Source organism: Lysinibacillus sp. GW823-FHT02G10, assembly GCF_058797135.1.
Window position 1 is genome coordinate 49,699 of the sequence record NZ_JBXAJI010000011.1, and the last position, 25,478, is coordinate 75,176.

The window sequence follows — 25,478 nt, forward strand, 5'->3', positions numbered from 1 at the left end:
TATTAATTCATTAATTCCCTTTACTTGCCTTTTATAATCATAAATAGTTACAAAATTTTGACGAATGCTAAAAATAAGGGTACGATAACTGGGCTTTAATAGGAAATAGAGTGTGATTGTCTGCATTAAAAACTAGACGAACTACAATGGATTGACGGGGTTTTTACTAGATAAAAGGGCAAGTATTTATCCATACATTAATATATATGCTAGAGGGTATAAAAAAATAATGTTTATTCTTTTAAGAATAGGGAAAAACTATACTACAGAGCTAGTTTCTATATTTTTAGGAGGTTATAAACTATGGCAAAACGAAAAGGAACAGGTGTTGTCGTTGCAGGATTAGCAGGACTAGCAGCATCTTATTTCAGTAAAAAAGAGAATCGTGATAAAGCACTAACAATGTTTAATAGTATGAAAGCAAAATTAGAGTCGTATCTTACTACAGGTCCTGATATGCATGACAATATTGCAGAACGTGTAGCTACAGAGGTAGCAACAGAGGCTGGTACTTCACCAACTAAAATTGCCTCGAATGAAATGGTAGCTGAAGGTGGAGGACATACTGGTGTCCATTTCTATAATGAAGAAATTCAAGAAAAGGAAAAGTAAACAAAAAACCTTCTCATCTAAGCATGAGAAGGTCTTTTGTGTGGGATAAGAATTGCGCCTGCAAAGAGCAATAATACAAAGCCAGTAAATGCAAAGCCACTGACAGTACCAAGTGATAGCCAACCTAATAAAGAAGAGCCTATAACTACACCTAGAGAGAAAAACGCGTAGAAATAGCCGTAAGCTTTTCCTCGTACTTCAGCAGTTGTAGAGTCAATTAGCAGCGAATTTACCGAAGGGAATAGGAAACCGAATCCGATCCCATAGCAAGCCATTGCTGTATAGAGTAAAGAGCTAGAATTTGCTTGGCTAATTAATAGCTGGCTTATTCCCATTAAACCTATACCAAAAGACAATGTTTTGAGTGGATTAACCTTATCAAAAATACGATTAGTAGGTAATAGGAAAACAAGAACTGCAATAATACCAAATGTACTCATTAAAGTGCCGCTTAAACGAGAGTCGAAGCCTAAGGAATGTACTTTAAGAGGGAGTAGATACGCAATAACCCCTTGAGAAAACATTAAGAAAAAGGCTCCTAAAAAGGCTTTTAATGTTCCTGTATTATTAAAAAAGACACTGATCGGAATGTAATTACTTGGTTTAGCCTTCTCTTTTTTTACTTGATTTGCTTTCAATATAAAGAACGCAAGGATACCTAGCAGAAGCATAAAGCTTGCTGTGATATTGAAAACAAATGGTACACTTGTCCGGCTAGCTAAAATACCACTAAATGCAGGGCCTATAATGGCTGCAATACCAACAAAGGCGCCAGAAATAGCACTGCCCTTACCTCTTTTTTCCTGCTCTGTAGCGTTCGCTAGAAATGTAAAGGCAGCAGGAACAATGAAGCCTGCAACAAGGCCATGGATAAAACGTACAATTAATAGAGCAATGGGCTCTTCTACTAAATTATAAAATGTTAATGATAGACCTGTTGTTAGAAGACCTATTATGAGTATGATGAAAGGTCCTTTGCGATCCGTTAAGAAGCCAGAAATGATATTACCGAATGTATTGGAAAGCGAATACATGCCCACTGCAAGACCAGTGAGGAATGCCGATGCACCTAAAGACTCAGCATAAGTACTCATAACAGGAAGCTGGGTAAAAAGGTCGAAAAACGAAAAGAAAATAATAGCATAGATAAATTTCTTCATGGTTCCTCCGATGAAATAGAACATTATAGTCAATAAGATTAATATAGTCCTATTATAGCATCTTCCAATCGATAATACTTCTCACTTGTTTTTTGCTTTCACGTATAAAAAAACGTCTAATAAGTATTAACTTATTAGACGTAGAGAATGTAATAATTAAGCTTTTGCAACTTCTTTTTTCATTGTTTTGTTTTTAGCAAGATTTACATGCCAAGAAAGTGCTTCCTCTAACAGATGAGGAGTTTGGTGGTTGCCAGTTGCTTCAACTGCACGGTTATAGTAATCCCATAATTGTTCTTTGTAATCTGGGTGTGCACAGTTTTCAATAATTAAAGGTACACGTTCTTTTGGTGCAAGACCACGTAAGTCAGCAATACCTTGTTCTGTAACGATAACATCAACGTCATGCTCTGTATGGTCAACGTGAGATACCATTGGCACGATAGAAGAAATTGCTCCACCTTTTGCGTATGATTTTGTAACAAAAATACCAAGGCGTGCGTTACGTGCGAAGTCACCTGAACCACCGATACCGTTCATCATACGAGTACCAGAAACATGTGTCGAATTAACGTTACCATAGATATCTAACTCAAGAGCTGTGTTGATTGAGATTAGACCCAAACGACGGATAAGCTCAGGGTGGTTAGAAATTTCTTGTGGACGTAAGCAAATTTTATCAGCATACTTTTCTAAATTACCATAAACTTTTTGCTGTAATTCTTCAGTAAGTGTGATTGAAGTTGCAGCAGCGAATTTAACTTTACCAGCATCGATTAAGTTAAATACAGCATCTTGAAGTACTTCAGATGCAACAATTAAATCTTCAAATTCTGAATCTGCAAAGCCATCAAGTACAGCGTTTGCTACAGAACCTACACCAGATTGCAATGGCATTAATTGATTTGTTAAACGACCCGCTTTAATTTCATCACGGAAGAAGTCTAATAAAATGTTTGCCATCGTTTGTGTTTCTTCATCTGGAGGTACGATTAATGAAGGAGCATCTGGCTCTTCAGAAATAACAATTGCTTTAATTTTAGCTGGATCTACTTTGATACCAATATCACCAAGGCGTTGCATAGCATCTGTCATTGGAATAGCTTCACGTTTACCTTGTTCTCCAGGTACATAAATATCATGGATACCGATTAAAGCTTCTGGATGAGAGATATTTAACTCGATAATAATATTTTCTGCATATTCTGCAAAGATAGGTGAGTTACCTACAGAGTTTGTTGGAATGATTAAACCATCTTCAGTAATAGCAACCGCTTCAAGAATTAAATACTTGATTGGTCCGATAATTCCTTGGCGCACTAGCTCAGCATTATGAGAAAGATGAGCATCTACATATAAGATATCCCCAGAATTAATTAAATTACGGATACCCGCATCACCCTGGAATGGTCCACGTTTACGAATGGCACCAGCTTCTGCTAAGTACTTATCTACTTCTGGTCCTAATGATGCACCTGTATATACATCAATTTTGAATTCTTCATTTTTTGCGCGCTCAACTAATGCCATTGGAACAACTTTTGCATCCCCAGCACGAGTAAAACCACTCATCCCAACTACATCACCATTAGAAATAAGTGCTGCTGCTTCTTCAGCAGTTACAATTTTACTCTCAAGTTCTTTTAAACCTAGGCGTTTTTGAACATTTGCATCCATAAAAAAATCCTCCCCTAAATAATTTTGATGGAAACCGATTACAAAACTAGAAAAAACATTTAAGAATTTTCTGTTTATTCAGTTGTAGTATGACTCCAACCATTTGAATAATACTATCACCAAATTGTCACAAAAACTTTAGAATTAGCATTAAATTGAGTAAAAAAAGGAAAATCGAGCATTAAGATGATTTTTCGACAGAGAAAACGTTTTATTGTAGAGCTGTATAAATTTAGTTGTTTTCTATATTAAAAATAGTGCAAAAATAGTTAAATGTTGAGGTAAATGAGGCGGATTTGTGCGCAAAAAAGAACAGCGAGCAATTATAAAAATTGCTCGCTGTTCATACAAATTAGAAACCTAAAGAACGACGGAAATAGCTTGCATAGCGTTGGCTAACAGGAATACGTGTACCATCTTTCATAATTAATAAAAACGTTGAGTGTGAATCTGGTTGAATTTCATCGATGTAGTCAATGTTAACGATATAAGAGCGGTGACAACGAATAAATGAGTCAGGTGCTAAAAATAGCTCTAGATCACTTAAGTTTAAACGGTGATAACCTTCACGTGTCATTGTTTTAACAAATGTTTTACGGAGTTGTGTTTCTAAATAAATAACTTGATCATGTTTGATTGGGTACCAGCAATCATCAATTTTGATTGTAATGTAGTTAGTTAAGAATGCTGATGGTTTTTGCGGGAAGATAGCAGTAATAGCTCCTTTTGTTTCGCCTTCCTCCATTAAAGGAATACTCATGCCATAATAAGCGACACCGAAGACATCAGGTTCGATATAAGAGCTGATTTTTTGACCATAGCTTAATGCTTTGTGTGCGGCTGAACCTTCTTTGATAGGGTCACCAGGTTTAATTTTTAAATCAACTTTCTTGCTTGGTTGGTAATACAAATATTCATTTGTATCAGAGATAGCGATGGACGTATTTTCAGGGAAGAATTCCTTAATAATTTCCATGATCTCTTCTATTTGTTTTGGATCCACTTTAAACACCTCGTCTAAACTTTTAAAAATAGTATTATCATCTATTTTACTACATATTCATATAAATTATATAGAGAAGATTTAGGAATAAAATAGAAAAATGTCGAATGATCCATTAGAATGATGTAAGTTGTTTTGTATAATTTGTAAATAAATTTATAAAATGACTAATTTATTTTGATATGTATATGGTAAAATTTAATTGTTAGGAATAAGTTTACGAGGTTTCTACTATGCATATGTGATAAATTAGAACTAGAGTAGCAATTAAAATGTGGTTGAAAGGAAATCGCAGAATATGGTAAAATTCACTGTATAGTCTATTTTTTTTATATCTGGTGTTTTAGTAGGGTTATTTTTGATTTATTTGTTAATAAAATTTGTGAAATAGGACTCAGTTCTTATATTGAATAAGTAAATACTATTTTCTTATTTTTAATTCGTCGGGATTGGTGTCAAATATTGTCATGCAATTCGTGCACTCTGAGGAAAGATGGGGAAGATTATGCAACTACATCAACATTCTATGTCAGAAACGATATCCAAAAGATACTTCCAAGAAATCGATAATATTAATCAATATATCGGTGTCGAAGAATTTTTTAATATTGAGTCGAAATTAATTTTTGAAATTTACCATTTAGAATCTGCAAAAGCGAAAAAATCTTTGCATGAGTTAATTGATATTCTCTCAATTCGTTTTGGCAAACAGGTCATTAAAATCGTTCGAAGTTATTTTTCTGTTTTGTCATCAATTGTTGCTCGTAAATTGCTGGACAATCAAGTACCTTCGAAAAAAGCATTTGCTTTCAATATTGCGTGTAACGATATGATAGAAAATCAAATGAAAGACGCAGAGTTTTTACAATTTGCTGATGATTTAATTGATTTCTTTGTTTACTTTATTGCAGATCGCAAACAACCGACTTTCCGACATCAAACTGTTAACAAAGTGATAATGTATATAAATGACGAGCTTGAAAATGATTTAACTGTTGAAAGTATAGCAAATAACTTTCATATAAGTACTAGTCACTTATCACGTATTTTTAGAGAACATGTGGGCATTACATTGGTTGAGTATTTAAATGTTAGACGTGTAGAAGAATCACAATACTACTTACGACATACAAACAAAAGTATTACTTCTATCTCAGATCAATTCCATTTCTGTAATCAAAGTTATTTTACTCGTATTTTCAAAAAATATACTGGAGTTACGCCAAAACATTTTAGAGACGAGCTTCATCATGAATTTTATCGTTTTGAAATGGCAGAAGCTGAATTACAAAATGTGTAGATTTTGAGCATAGAAAATGAGAAGGTGCGAACATATTAGCGTTGCTAAAGCTCGCATCTTTTTTGATGAATCATCTGAGGAACCAGCTTAAGGAATAAGTAGCACTTGCTATTTGATAAAGAGAGACCCTATAAGGTATACTTCACAGTAGTTGATAAATAATAGTAGGTGGAAAAATGAAAAATTTGAAGCTATTTTCAATGCTTGGTATTGCCGTTTTTGTTCTTAGTGGCTGTCAAGCTGTGCAAAACAAAGAAGGTTTTTTCTATAGTATCTTTGTAAAACCTATGGAATTTTTATTGGAGTTTTTCGGGAATGATATCTTTTCAGGGAGCTATGGTTTAGCAATCATTGCGATTACTGTTCTAATTCGTTTAGTATTAATGCCGATTATGCTAAAAAACTATCGTCAACAGCAATTAATGAAAACGAAGATGGATGCTTTTAAACCTGAAATGGAAGCCGTTCAGAAAAAAATGAAGGAAGCTAAGACAAAAGAAGAGCAAACGCAATATCAACAAGAAATGATGGCTCTATATCAAAAGCATGGCATTAATCCACTTAATATGGGTTGTTTACCGATGTTAATTCAAATGCCGATTATTATGGGTCTGTATTTTTCGATCTTGTATTCTGCCGATGTTAAATCCCATGAGTTTTTATGGTTTAGCTTAGGTTCACCTGATATCGTGATGACTATTGTTGCAGGGATTGTTTACCTAATCCAGGCTCGTGTATCTTTATGGACGGTACCAGAGCAACAAAAAGCGCAGATGAAAATGTTTATTTATATTTCACCAATTATGATTGTCTTTATCTCCATGTCTTCTATGGCAGCACTGCCTTTGTATTGGTCTGTCAGTGGTGCATTGTTGATTATTCAAACATATATTGGGCGTAAATATTATTCGGAACATCCTGAGAAAGCAAAAAAATAAATTGATTGATGTCGAGGCGCCTTTGCTGCCTCGATTTTTTTAGGAGGACAGCAAGATGAACAAAAAATGGCTATCATCTATTCTTGTCGCAATTTTTAGTATTGCAGCACTTGTATTTATTATTATGGGGAAATTTAATTTTGCCGTACTTGCAATGACGATCATGTTTGCCCTCTCAAATGGGTTTAGAGCAAAAAGCTTTAAAGAGCAAGGTTATGTAAAAGAAGCAAAATGGATGCAGTATATGGCAGTTTTTTTCGCAATTGCATCTATAGTAGTATTTGTCATCGTTCTAACAGATTAATTGAATATTTACGTAGGAAATTTACACCTGAAAATGTGAACAGTGCTAAAATAAGATTATAACTAGTAATACAATAAAATAGGTATTTTCAAGGTGAAATGCTTTAAATATCCTTTTAGATACCTGATATTTTAAAAGGGGTATAAAGAGTGAAAAACAATCGTCTTCCGCTTATCGTTGGTGCTTTCATATCTATCGCGTTAATTGTAGCAATTTTTGTAGTCTATAACTATAAAAATAATCAAGTAAATAGTGCATCTGATGAGCAGCCAAAAACAACAGAAACAAACAAAACAACTGAACAAGATTCTACTGCAACAGAGAAACTAGACAATACTGAAACTCCTGCAAAGCCAGAGCAACAACCAGACGAAAATGGGTATCTTCCAAATCAAACATTACCTACGGAACCAACCTATATCAATGGTATTCTGTTAGCTAATAAAATTTATCCGCTTCCATCTACCTTTGCACCTGAAGAAAATCCAGAAGCACGAGAAGCGTTAAATCAAATGTTAGCAGCTGCCAAGCAGCAAGGATTTGATTTAGTTGCATTTAGTGGCTATCGATCTTTTGAATATCAAACAACCCTTTATGATAACTATGTTAAGCGTGATGGACAGGCAGCGGCAGATCGATATAGTGCTCGTCCTGGCTACTCAGAACATCAAACAGGCTTAGCGTTTGATATAGGAGAGCGTGGAAAAGAAGATGTGTGGCTGACAGAAGAGTTTGGGGAAACTCCAGCAGGGCAATGGCTATTTGCACATGCCCAGGAGTACGGCTTTATTTTGCGTTTCCCTCAAAACAAAGAAGAGATAACAGGTTATATGTATGAGTCATGGCACTATCGTTATGTGGGCAAAGAGATTGCAAAAGAGATAACAAAGAAAAACATTACGTTGGAAGAATATTTAGGCGTAAAATAATAAAAGGAAGAGAAGCCATTCTGTGAACAGGCTCTCTTCCTTTTTATTTTTATAAAATGGGTGTTAATAGACGGGAAATAGATTCTTTAAATTTAATCAGTGTTGAACGGTTTTTATACATTTCCCATGTTAATTCCGTACAATCAAAAATATCCTTCTCAAACAGTTCTGCCAATTGGTGCGATATATTTGCATCATATATGAAGGCATTGACTTCAAAATTTAGACTAAAACTTCGTACATCAATATTCGCTGTTCCGACAGAGGAAGCCTCGTCATCAATAATAATAGCTTTAGCATGGATAAAGCCCTTTTCATAGATGTAGACTTTGGCTCCAGCACGTAATAATTGACCCACATAAGAATAAGTAGCCCAATATACAAACATATGATCAGGCTTATTAGGAATCATTATGCGTACATCGATGCCTGACAAGGTGGCAATTTTAATGGCGTCTAAAAAACTAACATCTGGGATGAAATATGGTGTTTGAATATAAATATATTTTTGAGCCATATTAATAAGCTTTAAGTAACCGATCTTTATTTGCTCCCAGTCTGAGTCTGGTCCACTTGAAACAATCTGTAAACCCACATCACCTTTTTGTGGGATGGCAGGGAAGTAACGATCAGAGTACCCCATTTTTTGTTGTGCACTAGCTTGGTTCCAGTCGAGTAAAAAGCGTGTTTGCAAAGGATGTACGGCACTACCCTCAATACGTAAGTGTGTATCTCGCCAATAACCAAACTTTTTTTGTAAACCTAAATACTCGTCACCGACGTTAAAACCACCAATATAGCCAATTCGACCATCAATGACAACGATTTTTCGGTGATTTCTAAAATTTAAACGAGGGTTAAGAAGTGGCAAAATGGATGGGAAGAAAACTTCTACTTCACCACCAGCATGCAGCAACTCTTTAAAATGGCGTCTTTTAACATTACGTGATCCCATTTCATCATAGAGAAGACGCACCTTAACACCTTGCTTTGCTTTTTTTATCAATGCATTGACGATACGTGTACCTAAGTCATCAAGTCTAAAAATATAATACTGGATGTGAATGTGATCTTTAGCTGCTTCAATGTCTTTAAGGAGCTGCTCAAACTTATCGGCACCATCATCAAAAATATCCAGATGGTTGTCCTGTGTTAACACCGCATTGTTTGTTCTGAGGTGCATATAAATCATCTCTTGATAATTTTCTGCATTAGCAATACGAAACTCAAACGTTTCATCTCGAATCGCTTCCATCTGATAGGTAATCAGATTATCAATCCCAATATCCTTGCGTCCTTCCCAACGGAATAGGTGCTTTCTTCGTAATTGTCTTCCAAGTAATAAGTACAAAATAAATCCAGCTAATGGCAGGAAAAATAACACGAGGATCCATGCCCATGTAGAGGTAGCATCTTTACGTTCTAAGAAAATGATGGTCATGGCTAATAAAATATTAAAAAACAAAGTTAAAGGAACTAAATATTCTATATCTGTAAAAATGCTCATTCCTACACCTGCCTTTGTATTGTTAATAACATACTTAGTATAGCCTACTTCAAATGCGGAAAGAAGATATGAAATGGCTAGATAGCATGGAAAAGGATTATCCCTTTGATATATAGGAATAATCCGCATGGTTTAATTAGTAATTCTCTAATAGTTAGAAATTCATAAAATGCAACCTACTATATTTTACGGAAGACGTAATGATTTACGGGATGCCTTATATATAAAGATTAGGCTTATAGAAAGAATGGCTATTGCAGCCGAAATATAATAACCAAGACTTGCTTGTACGGTAAATAACCATGTAAAAAAGAGTGGACCAAGAATACGTCCTAAGTTATCCATTGAATAGGACAGTCCAGCGGCAGTTCCATATTGTCCTCCAGATTCTTTAGAGGAGAGTGATACAACACATGTTCTTGCAAGTGCATTACCTGCTGTAAAGACACAAAGGGCAAGCCCAGCGATAAAAAGATTAGCTGTCAATGTAAATAAAAGCATGCCGATAGCAGTTACAATTTGTGCACCGATTAACCATGTCGTTTCACTGCCATTTTTTATGCGTCGAACGACCCCTCCTTGAATAGCAGCATCGACAAATCCACTAAACATGAACAAGTAACCAATTTGTAATGGTGTAATGTGAATTTTTTCGATTTGAAATAGCTGAAATGTAGCCTCTACGCCAGCTAGCATAAAAGTTACTAAAAAAGAAAACATAAATAGATAGCGCACACGGAATTGTAACATTGTTGCAGCACCCTTTGGCACTATAGCACGTTTATTTGAATCTTTTCGTTTTTTAGGTTCTTTTAGGACGAAACTTGCATAAATAAATAATAGTGCAATTAATGATGCTGATGCAGTAAACGGTAACTGCAAGCTATAATGGCCTAGCATTCCCCCGATTGCTGGACCAAAAATAAACCCAAGACCAATGGACATGCCCATAAAGCCCATATACTTATTGCGATCCTCTTCACTAGATATATCGGCGATAAATCCTGTTACTGCTGTATATAATGCACCTGAAAATAAACCACCAATAATACGTGAAACATACAATATAGCTAGGTTATCTATAAATAGTGAAAAAATAACAAAACTAAGGCTAAAGCCAATTAGACCAGTAAGGATTAGTTGTTTTCGCCCTACCTTATCTGATAGCATCCCCCATAACGGTGCTGTGAAAAAACTTGCAAGTGAATAAACGGTCAATAAACCACCCACGTGGAGATCATGCCAATTTTGCTGCACAATTACCTCTGGTAAGACGGGAATAATAATGCCGAACCCTAGATAAACGAGGAATTGAACAGACATCAATAGTAAAATAGCCTTTTTCATACAGTTCCCTGCTTTCATACGATATTTCAATATGTATATTCTACCTCTCTTGTTCTGGCGATTACAACAATAGGGGAAGGGAAGCTTGAATAAAGTGGAACAATTTAGTAAAGAAAGAAATGAAGCATTTTAGATTTTTTAAATCTATGTTCTGATTTTTGAATAAAATGTAGCCATTTTGGGTAATTTAAATATGTTTGATGGAAAAGTTTGATGATGTGAAAAATTTACAATGTAACAAAATTGAAAAATTTTAAAGGGAAGTTAAATGGTATGATAAATTTGTCAGACATCATACTCGTAGAAAAATGAAACTTTTTCGTAAATAAAACGTTATATAAAATCGAGGAAAGATTGAGGTGGAATGTATGACAAAAGAAGTAGATTTGAAAAAGATTGTTTCGAATTTATCTAAGTTGGGTGTAACAGCCACTGTAACAAAGTCTCGACTAGAACTTTTAAAAGTGCTAACACCACCAACGCAAACTCCGCAAGTTCAAGCTTAACTCGTTTCCAATAGAAAAAGGGAGGTCTCAATACGCGAGACTTCCCTTTTTCTATATTTATTCATCTTCATCATGTGTGGTAAACATATATGTTCGATAATGGAATCGCATACTAAAGACTAGCCCAATCGCTAAAGCATTCCCCATAAGTGAACTTCCTCCGTAGCTAATGAACGGAAGTGGAATACCTGTGATAGGTAATAATTGAATAGTCATACCAATATTTTCGAAAACGTGGAAGGTAATCATAGCAATAATCCCAGCACATACATAGGTCGAGAAGGGATCTTTCAGTAATAGGGTTGTCTTTGTTAAATGATAAATTAATAAGAAGAAAATACAAATAACAATACTAGCGCCAATAAAGCCCCATTCCTCGCCGATAACTGTAAAAATGAAATCGGTATGGTTTTCAGCTACATATACTTCACGATTTCTAAATCCCTTACCAAAAATTTCACCTGATCCAATGGCATTTAAAGAGGTAATTAAATGATAGCCATCACTGGATGAATAGGAATAGGGGTCTAGCCAAGAATAAATACGAGCAAATTGATAGGCCTTAAAACCAAATGTTTTTTCTAGAAAGTCCTGCATATAGAGTGCCATCCACAGTAGGGTACCGCCTGCTACCATGCCACCTAAAAATGTTGGTAGAATGATTTTCCAAGAAATCCCTGCTACAATGATAAGTGCTGCCGTAATGGCAAAGAATACAAGTGCTGAGCCTAGGTCAGGCTGCTTTAAAATAATAGCTAATGGTACGATTAAGGTGATAGCGATTTTACCTAGTAGCAAAAAGTCTGTTTTAATTGATCGTAATGAATAAATTTCATGGTGCTTACTAATTAATCGAGCTAGTGCTAAAATGTAAAAAGTTTTCATAAACTCAGAAGGCTGAATATTTCCAATCGGCGTATGATACCAACTTTTAGCACCATTAACGGGTGCACCGATTTGACCTTCTCCTTCTGGCATAAAAATAAGCAGTACCAGTAAGGCAATCCCTGCTCCATACATATACCATGACATTTTTTTATATTGATCTGGCTCAAAAAACATGACTATACCAATAATTACTGCACCAATCACATACCATTGCATTTGTTTTGGTACGTAGTTAATGCCATATTGTCCTGAAGTTTGGGCAGATGCAATAGCTAACAAACTAATGACTAGAAAAGTGAAGAGTATAAATGCAAGTGTCCAGTCAAAACGATTTGCGAAATTTCGTTTATTTTCCATAAAAGCCACCTAAAATTAAAATAGTATCTCAATATGAGTAAATGTGATGCGATTCTCCCTATTTCGTTTATAATTGGTCAAAGAAGAAAGCAAATTAATAACCAGCAGTGGTGTGAAAATAGCTCATATCTATTGATAAGCTTGCAATTTGCTTTGAATATTGTCAATGGAATTTTAAGCAAATACTTGAACTCATTGAGTAATCTAAACTTTATATGCAAATGCATGTTTAACATTCCTAATTATAACGCAAAAATTACTTTTATGCCTGCGTATATAGTAGTGACGACAATTAACATAAAATGTTTCAAAAAAATCATGTTTAGTCTTATAATGTAGTGAAGAATGGGGTGATGGTTGTGGCTAAAAAATTAAAGTCAGCTGATGATTTTATGTATCATATTTATGTTCATATGAATGATGTCGATAAATTTGTTATATTTAGCGGGTTAAAATTCTCGCAATTTGTGGCTGCACTTGAACCACTACATCACTTACTGTTATTAAAACATTCCTATGAAGACGGTTCTTTTAATATGCATACACAATTTGAATATGTATTAGAAGAAGATGTTCCTCGTTTTGTGAAAAAATCTGCTGAATCTAAAGAATTATGCTGGGTAGATTTTATGGACGAGAAGAGGCTAGATCATTTAACACCGATGGAACAAGGAGAATTGCTGTACATAAGTCACAAGAAAGAACCAATTACGTCAGCATTTTTTAATAAATTACAAAATAGATTCGTCTATTATTCTTCAGACTTAGAGAAAATGACTAAAATTTATTTTCGTCATTTAAGTGATTCGGATTTATTGGTTGCCAATGTTTTTAATAGTTTAATTCGTGAAAAGGAACGCAGCACTGGATTTTGGCGTCGAAAAGTAAAAGCGAGTATTCCCGCTATATCACCAGATTTTTTACGTTCTTACCGATCCTTTGCGAAAGATGGAGCGTTACTATCTTTGTATCGGATTGAGAAACCAAAAGTAGCGTATGGAATAGAAGTTCGCAATCTGTCTGAATATTCTTTTCCTGACGAAGTTTGGGATGACTTAAATACGATTTTAAAAACAGAGCATGATGAATTAATCTATATTATTTAAACTTCATGGTGACGCAATCAAAGAACTAAGATGTTGGTAGACAATATTTATGTTGCATTATTCCTGTACAATTTAATAGCAGGAAGTATTGATGCTGGGGCATAATCGAAGAAATGTACACGCAAAATCTCACCGTTAAAAATACGGTGAGATTTTTATGTCATTTGTCAAGACGTTTCATGATAAACTAATAGTACTCAAGAAGTATGTGGAGGGCACAAAAATGAAAAAAAGAATCGGTTTATTATACGGCGGAAAGTCAGCGGAGCACGAAGTGTCGTTATCGACAGCACGTGCAGTCACAGGAGCTTTGAATTTCGAGGAGTATGAAGTATATCCGATTTTCATTACAACTGACGGGGAATGGCGCCGTGGAGAGCGTTTAGAAAAACCCGTCAGTGCAATAGAAGAACTACAATTTGGTGATAATACTACAATTTTAGAAAATAATATCACTGATTTTTTGCTTGATAAAAATGGCAATGAGGTAAAGTTTGATGTCATTTTCCCATTGTTACATGGTACGAATGGTGAGGATGGAACAGTGCAAGGTTTACTTGAGGTTCTAAATTTACCGTATGTAGGAAATGGTGTATTGGCATCCTCTGCTGGAATGGATAAAGTGGTAATGAAGCAATTATTTGAAATTGCTGGATTACCTCAAGTGCCCTATACGTATTTTATTCGTAGTGAGTGGAAGAATGAGCAACACGCAATCATTGAACGCTGTGAAAATAACCTGAATTGGCCAATGTTTGTGAAGCCTGCAAACTTAGGGTCAAGTGTTGGGATTAGCAAGGCAACAGATCGCGAGCAATTGGTAAAAGCAATTGAGGTTGCTTTACAATATGATCGTAAAATCGTTGTTGAACAGGGAATTGTCGCTCGTGAAGTTGAACTAGCGGTGTTAGGAAATGACTATCCTGAAGTATCAGTGCCAGGAGAAATTAAACCCGTTACTGATTTTTATGATTATGATTCTAAATATAAGGACGGTTCTACAGCACTTATTATTCCAGCTGAGCTTCCAGTAGAAACTGTGGCAAGCTTAAAAGAACTGGCAAAGCGTGCATTTAAGGCTATAGATGGTAGCGGCTTAGTTCGTGCGGACTTTTTTGTAACAACTGAAAATAACGTTTACATTAATGAAGTAAACACAATGCCAGGTTTTACGCCTGTAAGTATGTATCCATTATTATGGCAGCATACAGATGTGAGTTATCCAGAGCTGATTGACCGTTTAATTACCCTAGCAATTGAACGCTATGAAGAAAAACAACAGCTCCACTATAAAAAAGACTGAGTGGGATTATCGTGAAAAAAACTTTAAAACAATTAGCTGCATGGTTAAATGAGGATATGGCGGCTTTGGGTGACACTGTTGTGTCAGGAATTTCTATTGATACAAGAACAATTCAACAAGGAGACCTATTTGTTCCATTTCGTGGTGAGCATACAAATGGGCATAAGTTTGTAATGCAGGCATTTGAGAAAGGTGCCGGAGCTTCTCTTTGGCAAAAGGATGAGCCGAATCCACCAGAAGGTTACCCGTTGTTGTTTGTGGATGATCCAGAATTAGCTTTGCAAGAAATGGCTAGAGCATATCGTAATGAACATAAAGCAAAATTTATAGGCATTACAGGTTCAAATGGTAAGACATCAACAAAGGATATTTTAGCGGGAACACTAGCTCCATTCTTTAAAGTACAAAAAACGATCGGGAACTTTAATAATCAATTGGGCTTGCCTATTACTATCTTACAGCTTGATGAAGATACAGATGTGGCTGTCCTTGAGATGGGCATGAGTGGATTTGGTGAAATTGAGTTTTTAACGAAGCTTGCTCGTCCACATATGACGGTTATTACCAACATTGGTGAGGCCCATATGCAGGATTTGGGGTCACGTGCAGGTATTGCAAAAGCTAAGTTTGAAATTATTCAAGGAATGCAAGAAGATGGTCTATTATTCTATGATGGTGATGAACCTTTGCTCAAGGAATTAGTGGCAAAAGAACAGCAATTACAGTCAGTGCCGTTCGGGTTAGAATCCAATAATCTTTTATACGCTGACAATATTCATGCTAACGCTGATGGCAGCCACTTCACTACACACGGTCTGATCGAGGGTGATTTCTTTATTTCAGTGCTTGGCAAGCATCAAGTAAAAAATACACTTGTGGCCATGTTAATTTCTCATAAGCTAGGTTTAAGCAATGAACAAATACGTACATCCTTAGAGCATGTCGTATTAACTGATATGAGGATGCAACAGGTACTAGGAACGAATGGCGCTCTATTTATCAATGATGCCTATAATGCAGCTCCAACCTCTGTAAAAGCTGCCATTCAATTTATGGCTACATCAACTATTCGACCTGAAAAATGGCTTGTGTTAGGAGATATGCTAGAGCTTGGACCAAATGAGCAACGTTTCCATGAGGGTCTGGTTGAGCATATTAATGAGGATGAAATTGATTATGTCTGTTTGTTTGGCCCTCGGATGCTATATCTTTACAAAATATTAAAAGAGCGCTTTGAGGCTGAACGTTTATTGTATACAGAAGATGATTATACGGCTATTATTGAAAAGCTAAAACAAGCGAATGAATCATCTATTGTTTTACTTAAAGGTTCACGTGGTATGAAATTAGAGACAATCTTAAAGGCATTTACGTCATAGTAGCAATGAATCGGTGAGAGAAACGCTCACCGATTTATTTGTGTAGGTTTATCTTTGTTAAATGAGGTGAAGAATTTGTTAGTAGGTGTGCTATGTATTCATGGATTTTCAGGTGGACCATATGAGGTGAAGCCATTCACAAGTTATTTACGTTCACATACAGATTGGATAATTGAAGAGCCAACATTGTCTGGACATGGTGAAGAATTACATATGAGTGGTTTTAAGGCGAAACACTGGTTAATGGATGCCGAATTAGCTTTCCGATCGTTGGCAAAAAAAGTTGACGAGGTAATCGTTGTTGGCTTTTCAATGGGAGGAATTATAGCGCTATATTTAGCTAAACGCTATAAAGTGAAAAAGCTTGTATTACTAAGTGCGGCTGCAAAGTATGTGAGCCCTAAACAGCTAGTCAAAGATTTTAAAATGTTAGCTACTGAAGCTTATCACCATAATTTAACTAATAACGAACTCTATCTACGGTACCATCAGAAGTTTAACAATGTGCCACTTGCCTCAACAGTAGAATTTATGAAGTTGGTAAGAATGGTGGAGCCGTATTATCGGCATATTCAAATTCCTGTATATATTGTGCAGGGGAAGTTGGATGGGATAGTGCCTTATCATACGGCTCAATTTCTTTTTGATGAATTAGCCTCTACAGACAAGGTTTTGTATTTTTCTGATAATGGCAAGCACCATATATGTTTTGAGGAAGATTGCTCTGAATGGTTTCCACAGGTTTTAATGTTTTTAAAAGGTAAATAAAGTAGTCAGATTATTACGACTCATGCGTTATCGTTGCATAGGATTTAAAGCCATGTTAGACTAGTGTAAGCAATGGATACATTTTGTGCGAAGACTCTTCATATTTGGTTGAAGAGTACTTTTTTTTGAACACAACGGTTTTATTCTAAAGTGAAAAATTACGACAGAATCGAACCGCTCGGTAAAGACCGGGCTTTCCTTTTCATATAAGAGAGCTCTATATGGACTATCATGTAGAGAAAATTTTTAAGTAACGGAAACGTTCCACTACACAGGCTCGAATTTGCCGACAACTTCATCTGAAAATGTAACCATTTGTCAACTTAAAAGGAAAAAAAGGAGATTGAGAAGTTTGACAAATTTTTCAGAATTAAATATTAGCGAATCTACATTACGCTCAGTAAAGCGTATGGGATTTGAAGAAGCAACACCAATCCAAGAAGGTACTATTCGTTTTGCGATTGAAGGCCGTGATGTATTAGGTCAAGCACAAACAGGTACTGGTAAAACTGCCGCTTTCGGGATTCCACTAATTGAAAAAATCGATCCAAAAAACCCTAATATTCAAGCATTAGTCATTGCTCCAACTCGTGAGTTAGCAATTCAAGTTTCAGAAGAGCTTTATAAAATTGGCTATGACAAACGCGTAAAATTATTATCAGTATACGGTGGTCAAGAAATAGGTCGTCAAATTCGTGCACTGAAAAATAGACCTCAAATCATTGTTGGTACGCCAGGTCGTATTATTGATCATATTAATCGTCGTACGTTAAAATTAGAAGATGTTCAAACATTAGTATTGGATGAAGCAGATGAAATGTTAAACATGGGCTTTATTGATGATATTAATTCAATCTTAGAAAACGTACCTTCTGAGCGCCAAACATTACTGTTCTCAGCAACAATGCCACCAGCAATCCGTAAAATTGCAGAAACATTTATGCGTGATCCAGAGATTGTAAAAATTAAAGCTAAAGAACTAACTGTTGATAACATTGATCAATATTTTGTTAAGTCTGCTGAACGTGAAAAATTCGATATTTTATCTCGTTTATTAAATGTACACCAACCAGAGCTTGCAATTATTTTTGGTCGTACAAAACGTCGTGTAGATGAGCTTGCACAGGCACTATCTATTCGTGGTTATTTAGCTGAAGGTATTCATGGTGATTTAAGCCAAGCGAAGCGTATCTCAGTATTACGTCAGTTTAAAGAAAATAAAATCGATATCCTTGTTGCGACTGATGTAGCCGCTCGTGGACTTGATATTTCTGGTGTAACACATGTTTATAACTTTGATATTCCTCAAGATCCTGAATCATATGTTCACCGTATTGGACGTACAGGTCGTGCAGGTAAATCAGGTCTTGCCGTAACATTTGTAACACCTCGTGAAATGGGTTACTTACGTATTGTAGAAGAAACTACGAAAAAACGTATGACACCTCTTCGCCCACCAACAACGGACGAAGCATTAGAAGGTCAACAACGCTTAGCTGTTGAAACACTGGAAGGTCTTATTGCTAATAACAATTTAGGTGATTACCGTACACTTGCAGCAGAATTATTAGACAATCATGATGCTGTTGATGTTGTTGCAGCTGCTCTGCGTTCATTAACGAGAGAGCCAGACGATACACCAGTAACAATCACAGAAGAACGTCCATTACCAATGCGTCGTGAACGTTCTAGCAATAACCGTGGTGGCGGTGATCGTGGCCGTGGTAACCGTAGCTTTGGCGGCGGACGTCGTGACAATGCTCGCAGTGGAGAGCGTCGCAGTAGCAGTAGCCGTCGAGAGGGTGGACGCCGTGAAGGCGGACGTCGTGAAGGTGGACAAGGTCGTTCTCGTTCTCCAAGACGTCACGAAGGATAATTTTAGACGAAATACACTTAATTTTTTATAGTAAACCTTACAGTCATGATGGCTGTAAGGTTTTTTTTCGGCTATAGTTGAAACAAAAAGGTGAGTGAATTCGTATACACCTAATGAAGAAAGAGGGGGAACGACAATGAGAGCACAACCGATTCATCAAATTTCTCGTAAAGGGCTAACAGTGTGGCGTTTATATGGAGTCATACAAACATTGGTGCTGTTAGTTGTAGCAGGACTTGTAAGCTATGGTACTTATTATTTTGAATGGCCTTCATTTATTTACTTCATAGCATGTGCAATTGTTTTACTAAGTGCGATATTATCTATTTTTATTTTCCCGAAAATAAGATGGGAAAGATGGCGCTATGAAGTTCGAGAGCATGAAATCGAAGTACAACATGGTTTATTTGTTGTGAAACGCACATTAATTCCAATGGTACGTGTGCAACATGTTGATACAACACAAGGGCCGATATTAAAAAAATACGACTTAGGTAATATCTCTATTTCTACAGCTGCAACTGTACATACGATTCCTGCACTTGTTATGGATGAAGCAGACGTACTGCGTGCGCGTATTTCTGATTTAGCAAGGGTGGCTGAAGATGATGTCTAAGGAAATTAATCGTTTACACCCAGTGTCTGCAATTATAACGAGTGTAAAAGCATTGAAAAGTATGATATTACCAATTGCCATTATTATCATAAGTAACGGCTTTAATTTTTCTTTGAATTTTCGTAGTGATCATTTTTTTGAAACCATTTTACTTTTCGGTGTATGGGGAGTAGCAGCACTTCTTGCGCTCGTGGGAGGAATCATAAAATGGCGGACATTTGTTTACTGGTTTGAAGATGGGGAGTTGCGTGTGACATATGGATTATTTGTTAAAAAGAAACGTTATATCCCTTTTGAACGTATTCAAAGTTTGAATTACAATGAAGGTGTTTTTCATCGTATTTTTGGTTTAGTGAAAGTTCAGGTGGAGACTGCTGGTAGTAAAGGGGGAAAACCTGAGGTTGAGCTGACAGCCATTCGCAAAGCAGCAGCAGATGTTATTGAATTAGAAATGCGTCATGCTAAAAACGAAGCAGTTCAACAACAGGATCAAATGCAGGTTGTAGAGGAAGCTATACCAACTCCGATGATTTACCATATGTCCATGCGAGATTTACTAGTATTAGCAACAACATCTGGTGGAATTGGTGTTGTGTTATCAGGTCTTGCAGCCGTTGCTTCACAATTTTCCGACATTATTCCTTATGAAACTGTATTTCATGAGTTAGCTGATTTCGTGAAAATCGGCGCATTTTTAGTGGCATTGACGGTGATGGTTGTTTTAATTGTTGCTTGGATTGTATCAGTGGTCATCACACTGATAAATTATTATGATTACACTGTCCGCATTGAGGAAGAAAAGTTGATTATCACAAAGGGACTGTTAGAAAAAAAGCGTATTACTTTGCCGTTGAATCGAATTCAGGCAATTCGTATTGTGGAAAATCCACTACGTCAGTTAACAGGCTATGCTACAGTGGTTGTTGAAAGTGCTGGTGGTAATGGTGAAAATGGAAATGATAAAAAAATTACGCTATTTCCACTTATTAAGAAGCCGGATTGTATGCAAACATTAGAACAGCTTTTCCCAGAAATGAATTGGCAGCCTACATTTACTCGCTCACCAAAAAGGGCAAGACCATTTTTTTATCGCATTGATTTTTTCTGGCTAGTTCCGATTATCGGTGCATCTATCTATTTCTTTTATCCATACGGGCTATTGTCGTTGCTGTTAATTCCATTAACAATGTTACTTGGTATTTGGCAACATAAAACAGCAGGCTATCAAATAGATGGCAAGCAACTGGCTATGCAGTATCGAGTGTTTAGTCGAATTACGTTAACCATGGAGAAGAAGCGAATTCAATCTATTGAAAGTACACAATCGTACTTTCAAAAAAGAAAGAATGTTATGTCTGTAAAAGCAACCGTCATGTCAGGAGCAACTGGTACAACGGGGAGTGTTTCCAGCTTAGAGCAACAAGATGCCGAGACGATCTTAACATGGTACGAACATTAATGAACTAAAAAGCTAATCCTTTCAATTTTATGGAAGGATTAGCTTTTTTAACTATAAATAAATAGAGATGCTGTTTATAATAAAATAAATAGAACAAAAGGGGTGGAGACATTGTTTAAATATGACATTAATGAAAGCGCTTATTTAAAGCTTTTGGATTTAAGTGATGTAGAAGAGTTATTCGCTTTAACTGACCGTTCAAGGGATACATTACGTGAATGGTTGCCCTTTGTAGATGATGTCAAAACAGTAAAGGATACTGAGCAATTCGTAAAAAATGCTATGCAACAATATGCTGATCACAATGGCATACAAGCAGGGATTTACTATGATGGAAAGCTTGCGGGTGTTATTGGTTATCACCAAATCAACTGGCAACATAAATGGACAAGTATTGGCTACTGGCTAGGGAATGAATTTGTAGGAAAGGGGCTCGTTACGAATTCCATGAAAGCATTGATTGATTTTGCCTTTAATTATTTAAAGTTAAATCGTATAGAAGTGCGTGTTGCAGTTGGTAATATTCGTAGTCGTACAATCCCAAAGGTATTGGGCTTTCATGAAGAAGGGCGTTTAAGGGATGCTGAGTGGCTATATGATCACTACGTAGATCAGGTTGTTTATGGTTTAACAGCAACTGAATGGAAAAAAATAAAGATGTCAAATGAAGCTACAGTGGTTTTATAATGGAGGTCATTGTAAGGAAAGAGGAGCTGCTCTATAGGTGAGCAGCTCCTCTTTTTAATGTTATGGTCTACCAGCCATCTTTTGTTTGCGCCAGCTTAAAATTCTTTTTGGATGTAAATAGACAAGTCCAAGGATAAATCCGGTTACTAGACCGCCTAAATGAGCAAAGACATTCACATTTGGTTGGAGAAAGGTCATAATGACACTGATGACGATGATTGGTAAAATGAGCTTACGAAGCATGGGCATTGTACGTCGAGTATAGTAAACTAATGCCCCAAATGCACCAAAAATTCCAAAAATAGCCCCACTTGCACCAAGGCTGGCATAACTACTATCATAGAATATATAGGTTGCCATGTTGCCTACAATACCTGATACTAAATAAATTGTAATGAAACGTGCTTTCCCTGCGATTTTTTCTAGCTCTGGTCCAAAGAGATATAAGGAAAACATATTAAAAAATACATGCATAAAACCTGCATGTAAAAACATGGCAGAGAAAACACGCCACCATTCCCCACTTTGAATCAGGAAATTTGCTTGGATTCCGTAATTCCACAAGAGTGTTCCTATGCTGGGTATGAGAGACAATACATAAAGAGTAAGATTTATTGCTATTAAAGTTGAAACAACAGGGTAATACTTTGTATATTGCTTAAAATTTTCCGTTCTACTAAACATGGCTCCACCTCAATTTACAATTATTATACATGCCTTGTTGGAAATAGGTAAAGGAGAAGGTTCACATGATTAAGGGAATTGGCCTCGATATTGTAGAGATTGATCGTATTGCAAAGGCTATGAAACGAACAGATAAATTTAAAGACCGCATTTTAACGATAAATGAAAAAAAAATATTTGATGGTTATTCGGAAACTCGCAAAATAGAATTTTTAGCTGGGCGATTTGCTGCAAAAGAAGCATTTTCGAAGGCTCTGGGAACAGGGCTTGGGGAACAATGTAAGCTTCATGATTTGGAAGTGTTAAAAGGAGCAGCTGGCAATCCTGTTTTATATTTTAAGGATGAACTTGTCAATGGATTTGTTAGTATTACGCATTCTAAGCAATACGCAGCTGCTCAAGTAATCTTATTAGAATAGTACTTAACTTGTCTAAAAGGATTGCATGTAAATTTAAATATATTGCCCTTTCTTCAAATGACATAACTGACAAATACGGTTCATATATTGTCGTAGTGGATTTGAAAGAAGAAAGGGTGAAAGCGTGGGCAACCGTATAGTTAAATGGCTCGTCTTACTTTGTACGATATTACTTCTGTCGGCATGTGGTGCAGCCTCACAGGAAAAAGTGTTGAAGAAAGTGAATGGTAAATGGGCAGAGACGAATGGTTATGAATTAAATGCATCGATGGAAATTAAATCGGGTGGGGAACCTAGAAATTATGATGTAACAGTATGGCACACAAAACCTGATTTCTATCGAGTAGAAGTAGTTGAAAGTGGGAAAGATGTTTCTCAAATGATTGTACGTAATGCTGATGGTGTTTTTGTCGTAACACCGACATTAAACAAAATGTATAAATTCCAAAGTGATTGGCCAAAGAAAAATAGTCAGGCATACTTAATTGGAGCACTAGCAGAAGATTTAGCAGAAGATAAAAATCTTGTCATGAAAGAAGAAGAAAAAGCATATATATTTGAAGCGGCTACTAGAAATAGCTATAAGAACAGTATGCCACATCAGGTTATAACAGTAGATAAGAAAACTTTATTGCCAACCTCAGTAGTGATTATGAATGATGTGAAAGAAGAGCAAATCAAAATCACATTTAAGAAAATTAAGCTAGGTGTACAACATGCTGCAAAAGAGTATGCAGTTGAACAATTCACTGATAAAGATAACACGAAAGGTGAACAAGCTACACCTGCCGAAAAAGAAGGGCAAGAAGATAATGAGGATAAGGAAGCTGTTGGAGCAGAAGTTGAATATCAAGAATTCCAAACACATTATCCTGTTGTAAATTGGGCACAATTAGCGAATGAAAAAGTTGTGCAGGAAAGTGGAATGGAACGAGTAATCTTAACATACGATGGTGAGAAGGCATTTACTGTTATGCAGCAACCAGTAATGAAGGAAAATTCAATGTTACCTGTATCGTCACCTGGTGATCCAGTTGATTTAGGCTATACAATTGGTGCTATTACAGATACATCAATTAGTTGGGAAAAAGATGGCGTTGAATTCTTTGTAGCATCAAGTAAATTAACGCGAGAAGAAATGATTGAAGTTGCTACATCTATGACGATAAGTAGTATGAAGTAACTTTTCTGGCTACAGCCTTCTGGGATACGGAGGCTGTAGCTTATTGATAATTAAAATGAACCTATAAAGTATAGGCTCATCCGAAAACTAAAACTTTGTGTGTACAAGCTAAATCGACATACTTTGCAATATGTATGTCCTACATAATGTTTTAATTAAAAATAAAGAGGGTATTCTTATGAAGACACAGCAGTTTTTTCGTCCAACAAAAGCAATAATAGACTTACAAGCAATTCAACAAAATGTAAAAAACTTAAAAGAATTTTTACGACCTAATGTTCAAATTATCGCTGTAGTAAAAGCAAATGCGTATGGTCATGGAGATGTAGCCGTTGCACGGGCAGCTCTTGAAGCTGGTGCCACAGTACTTGCAGTGGCAACGCCCGATGAGGCATTACATATTCGAGCACATTTTGAAGAACCAGACATATTAATATTAGGTGCATCTCCAGTTTCATTTGCTCCTTATGCAGCGCAGCAACGTATTATACTTACGGCATTTGCCGATGATTGGATTCAGCAAGCTGCTTCTCTTTTAGTGGATGAAGCGCTTCCTTTACGACTTCATATAAAAATAGATAGCGGAATGGGTAGAATAGGTATTCGCTCAGAGCAGGAATTATTAGAGCTCTATCAAACAATACAGTCTACAGATAACATGGAGCTGGATGGAATATTTACACACTTTGCGACAGCTGATGAAGAGGATACGCTACATTTTGATCAACAGGTACAATTTTTTGAGAAATGTTTAGCTGTAATACCTAATAAGCCGCGACTTGTTCATGCATCTAATACAGCAGCCTCATTAGTAAAAGATCCGCATTTACAATATGATGCTGTTAGATTTGGTATTTCGATGTATGGATTATCACCTTCTTCATATGTGAAAAGTATATTACCTTTTCCCTTGTTACCAGCGTTCTCGCTTGAAAGTGAACTTGTTCATGTAAAGCAAATAAAATCAGGTGATCCAGTTGGCTATGGAGCTACATATGTTGCTCCGACAGATATGTGGATAGGAACAATTCCAATTGGCTATGCAGATGGCGTGATTCGCAAGTTAGGTGGACAAGAGGTTTTAATTGATGGACAAAGAATGCCGATTGTTGGACGAATTTGTATGGACCAATGTATGGTTGCCCTACCAAAAGCATATGATATAGGTGAGAAGGTAACACTCATTGGTCGACAAGGAAATACTGGAGTATCGATCGATGAATGGGCAACAAAGCTCGAAACAATTAATTATGAAATACCATGCATTATAACAACAAGAGTTCCTAGAATATATCTTTAGTTGTCTTTCATTAGAATAAGTCAAATCTCAATGTAATGTCATGAGCAATGTTCCAAGTTGAAATTGGTAAATAAATTAGCACTGGAGAACTTATTTCTTTTCCAAAACATAGTAATGGCTCATATTTGAAAACACATTGCAATAATAATTATTCAGCATATACCTTCGAC

24 protein-coding genes are annotated in these 25,478 nt (G+C 36.1%); 17 read left to right on the top strand and 7 right to left on the bottom strand.

Translation table 11 applies throughout. The features are described 5' to 3' along the window. Positions 1 to 303: 303 nt before the first annotated feature. On the top strand, positions 304 to 612 hold the full coding sequence (locus AC1RFD_RS20760; RefSeq protein ID WP_004232000.1) for a YbyB family protein: 309 nt from the start codon (positions 304 to 306) through the stop codon (positions 610 to 612). Between the two features lie 17 nt (positions 613 to 629). Here the strand turns inward: AC1RFD_RS20760 and AC1RFD_RS20765 are convergent, their stop codons facing one another. The 3 genes from AC1RFD_RS20765 to AC1RFD_RS20775 all read right to left on the bottom strand — a co-directional run bounded on the left by AC1RFD_RS20765 (position 630) and on the right by AC1RFD_RS20775 (position 4,452). Then, positions 630 to 1,772, bottom strand: coding sequence for an MFS transporter (locus tag AC1RFD_RS20765; RefSeq protein WP_054549597.1), 1,143 nt, complete (start codon positions 1,770 to 1,772; stop codon positions 630 to 632). A gap of 156 nt (positions 1,773 to 1,928) precedes the next feature. Then, on the bottom strand, positions 1,929 to 3,449 hold the full coding sequence (gene scpC / locus AC1RFD_RS20770; RefSeq protein WP_004232003.1) for a succinyl-CoA:acetate CoA-transferase ScpC: 1,521 nt from the start codon (positions 3,447 to 3,449) through the stop codon (positions 1,929 to 1,931). Between the two features lie 352 nt (positions 3,450 to 3,801). After that, on the bottom strand, positions 3,802 to 4,452 hold the full coding sequence (locus AC1RFD_RS20775) for a LytTR family DNA-binding domain-containing protein (RefSeq protein ID WP_004232004.1): 651 nt from the start codon (positions 4,450 to 4,452) through the stop codon (positions 3,802 to 3,804). 505 nt (positions 4,453 to 4,957) lie between these two features. Between AC1RFD_RS20775 and AC1RFD_RS20780 the strand changes: the two genes are divergently transcribed. The 4 genes from AC1RFD_RS20780 to AC1RFD_RS20795 all read left to right on the top strand — a co-directional run bounded on the left by AC1RFD_RS20780 (position 4,958) and on the right by AC1RFD_RS20795 (position 7,923). Then, complete coding sequence (locus AC1RFD_RS20780) at positions 4,958 to 5,752, top strand: helix-turn-helix transcriptional regulator (protein ID WP_048394255.1); 795 nt, start codon at positions 4,958 to 4,960, stop codon at positions 5,750 to 5,752. Between the two features lie 176 nt (positions 5,753 to 5,928). Beyond that, entirely contained in the window at positions 5,929 to 6,690 is a 762-nt protein-coding gene (gene yidC, locus AC1RFD_RS20785; protein WP_004232011.1) for a membrane protein insertase YidC, read from the top strand. A 55-nt stretch (positions 6,691 to 6,745) separates the two neighbouring features. Continuing rightward, a complete protein-coding gene (locus AC1RFD_RS20790) occupies positions 6,746 to 6,994 on the top strand; it encodes a hypothetical protein (protein ID WP_048394257.1) in 249 nt (82 codons plus the stop codon). A 149-nt stretch (positions 6,995 to 7,143) separates the two neighbouring features. Next, positions 7,144 to 7,923 carry a M15 family metallopeptidase gene (locus tag AC1RFD_RS20795; RefSeq protein ID WP_054549595.1) on the top strand — a complete coding sequence of 260 codons (780 nt, stop codon included), beginning with the start codon at positions 7,144 to 7,146 and terminating at the stop codon, positions 7,921 to 7,923. A gap of 49 nt (positions 7,924 to 7,972) precedes the next feature. Here AC1RFD_RS20795 and cls read toward each other — a convergent pair whose 3' ends face one another. Both cls and AC1RFD_RS20805 read right to left on the bottom strand, forming a co-directional pair. Then, positions 7,973 to 9,430 (bottom strand): cardiolipin synthase, encoded by a 1,458-nt coding sequence (gene cls / locus AC1RFD_RS20800; protein ID WP_103119112.1) that lies wholly within the window; start codon positions 9,428 to 9,430, stop codon positions 7,973 to 7,975. Between the two features lie 186 nt (positions 9,431 to 9,616). Beyond that, positions 9,617 to 10,777 (bottom strand): MFS transporter, encoded by a 1,161-nt coding sequence (locus AC1RFD_RS20805; protein ID WP_048394263.1) that lies wholly within the window; start codon positions 10,775 to 10,777, stop codon positions 9,617 to 9,619. A 368-nt stretch (positions 10,778 to 11,145) separates the two neighbouring features. Between AC1RFD_RS20805 and AC1RFD_RS20810 the strand changes: the two genes are divergently transcribed. Further along, positions 11,146 to 11,283 carry an Lmo0850 family protein gene (locus tag AC1RFD_RS20810; RefSeq protein WP_004232019.1) on the top strand — a complete coding sequence of 46 codons (138 nt, stop codon included), beginning with the start codon at positions 11,146 to 11,148 and terminating at the stop codon, positions 11,281 to 11,283. A gap of 57 nt (positions 11,284 to 11,340) precedes the next feature. On the opposite strand, the gene AC1RFD_RS20815 is transcribed toward AC1RFD_RS20810, so the two are convergent. Further along, positions 11,341 to 12,528: an FtsW/RodA/SpoVE family cell cycle protein gene (locus AC1RFD_RS20815; RefSeq protein ID WP_036079404.1), complete on the bottom strand. Its 1,188-nt coding sequence runs from the start codon at positions 12,526 to 12,528 to the stop codon at positions 11,341 to 11,343. Between the two features lie 353 nt (positions 12,529 to 12,881). Between AC1RFD_RS20815 and AC1RFD_RS20820 the strand changes: the two genes are divergently transcribed. From AC1RFD_RS20820 to AC1RFD_RS20855, 8 genes are all read left to right on the top strand, one after another. Beyond that, entirely contained in the window at positions 12,882 to 13,634 is a 753-nt protein-coding gene (locus AC1RFD_RS20820) for a hypothetical protein (protein WP_048394266.1), read from the top strand. Between the two features lie 223 nt (positions 13,635 to 13,857). Continuing rightward, positions 13,858 to 14,937: a D-alanine--D-alanine ligase gene (locus tag AC1RFD_RS20825; RefSeq protein WP_048394267.1), complete on the top strand. Its 1,080-nt coding sequence runs from the start codon at positions 13,858 to 13,860 to the stop codon at positions 14,935 to 14,937. An 11-nt stretch (positions 14,938 to 14,948) separates the two neighbouring features. Next, the gene (locus AC1RFD_RS20830; protein ID WP_269897924.1) at positions 14,949 to 16,316 is read left to right on the top strand and encodes a UDP-N-acetylmuramoyl-tripeptide--D-alanyl-D-alanine ligase; all 1,368 of its coding nucleotides are present in this window, start codon (positions 14,949 to 14,951) and stop codon (positions 16,314 to 16,316) included. A gap of 75 nt (positions 16,317 to 16,391) precedes the next feature. Further along, positions 16,392 to 17,084: an alpha/beta hydrolase gene (locus AC1RFD_RS20835; protein WP_421925076.1), complete on the top strand. Its 693-nt coding sequence runs from the start codon at positions 16,392 to 16,394 to the stop codon at positions 17,082 to 17,084. 352 nt (positions 17,085 to 17,436) lie between these two features. Next, entirely contained in the window at positions 17,437 to 18,960 is a 1,524-nt protein-coding gene (gene cshA / locus AC1RFD_RS20840; protein WP_054549592.1) for a degradosome RNA helicase CshA, read from the top strand. Between the two features lie 136 nt (positions 18,961 to 19,096). Continuing rightward, on the top strand, positions 19,097 to 19,576 hold the full coding sequence (locus AC1RFD_RS20845) for a PH domain-containing protein (protein ID WP_004232029.1): 480 nt from the start codon (positions 19,097 to 19,099) through the stop codon (positions 19,574 to 19,576). Beyond that, positions 19,569 to 21,035, top strand: coding sequence for a PH domain-containing protein (locus AC1RFD_RS20850; protein WP_115674571.1), 1,467 nt, complete (start codon positions 19,569 to 19,571; stop codon positions 21,033 to 21,035). Before AC1RFD_RS20845 ends, AC1RFD_RS20850 begins: the two co-directional genes overlap by 8 nt. Before the next feature lie 111 nt (positions 21,036 to 21,146). Beyond that, complete coding sequence (locus tag AC1RFD_RS20855; protein WP_054549589.1) at positions 21,147 to 21,722, top strand: GNAT family N-acetyltransferase; 576 nt, start codon at positions 21,147 to 21,149, stop codon at positions 21,720 to 21,722. A 60-nt stretch (positions 21,723 to 21,782) separates the two neighbouring features. Here AC1RFD_RS20855 and AC1RFD_RS20860 read toward each other — a convergent pair whose 3' ends face one another. After that, a complete protein-coding gene (locus AC1RFD_RS20860; RefSeq protein ID WP_048394279.1) occupies positions 21,783 to 22,406 on the bottom strand; it encodes a rhomboid family intramembrane serine protease in 624 nt (207 codons plus the stop codon). 65 nt (positions 22,407 to 22,471) lie between these two features. Between AC1RFD_RS20860 and acpS the strand changes: the two genes are divergently transcribed. The 3 genes from acpS to alr all read left to right on the top strand — a co-directional run bounded on the left by acpS (position 22,472) and on the right by alr (position 25,308). Next, positions 22,472 to 22,825, top strand: a complete 354-nt coding sequence (acpS, locus tag AC1RFD_RS20865; protein WP_048394281.1) for a holo-ACP synthase — start codon at positions 22,472 to 22,474, stop codon at positions 22,823 to 22,825. Positions 22,826 to 22,949: 124 nt separating this feature from the next. Next, on the top strand, positions 22,950 to 24,008 hold the full coding sequence (locus tag AC1RFD_RS20870; protein ID WP_048394283.1) for a LolA family protein: 1,059 nt from the start codon (positions 22,950 to 22,952) through the stop codon (positions 24,006 to 24,008). Between the two features lie 178 nt (positions 24,009 to 24,186). After that, complete coding sequence (gene alr, locus AC1RFD_RS20875) at positions 24,187 to 25,308, top strand: alanine racemase (protein ID WP_115674572.1); 1,122 nt, start codon at positions 24,187 to 24,189, stop codon at positions 25,306 to 25,308. Positions 25,309 to 25,478 lie beyond the last annotated feature (170 nt).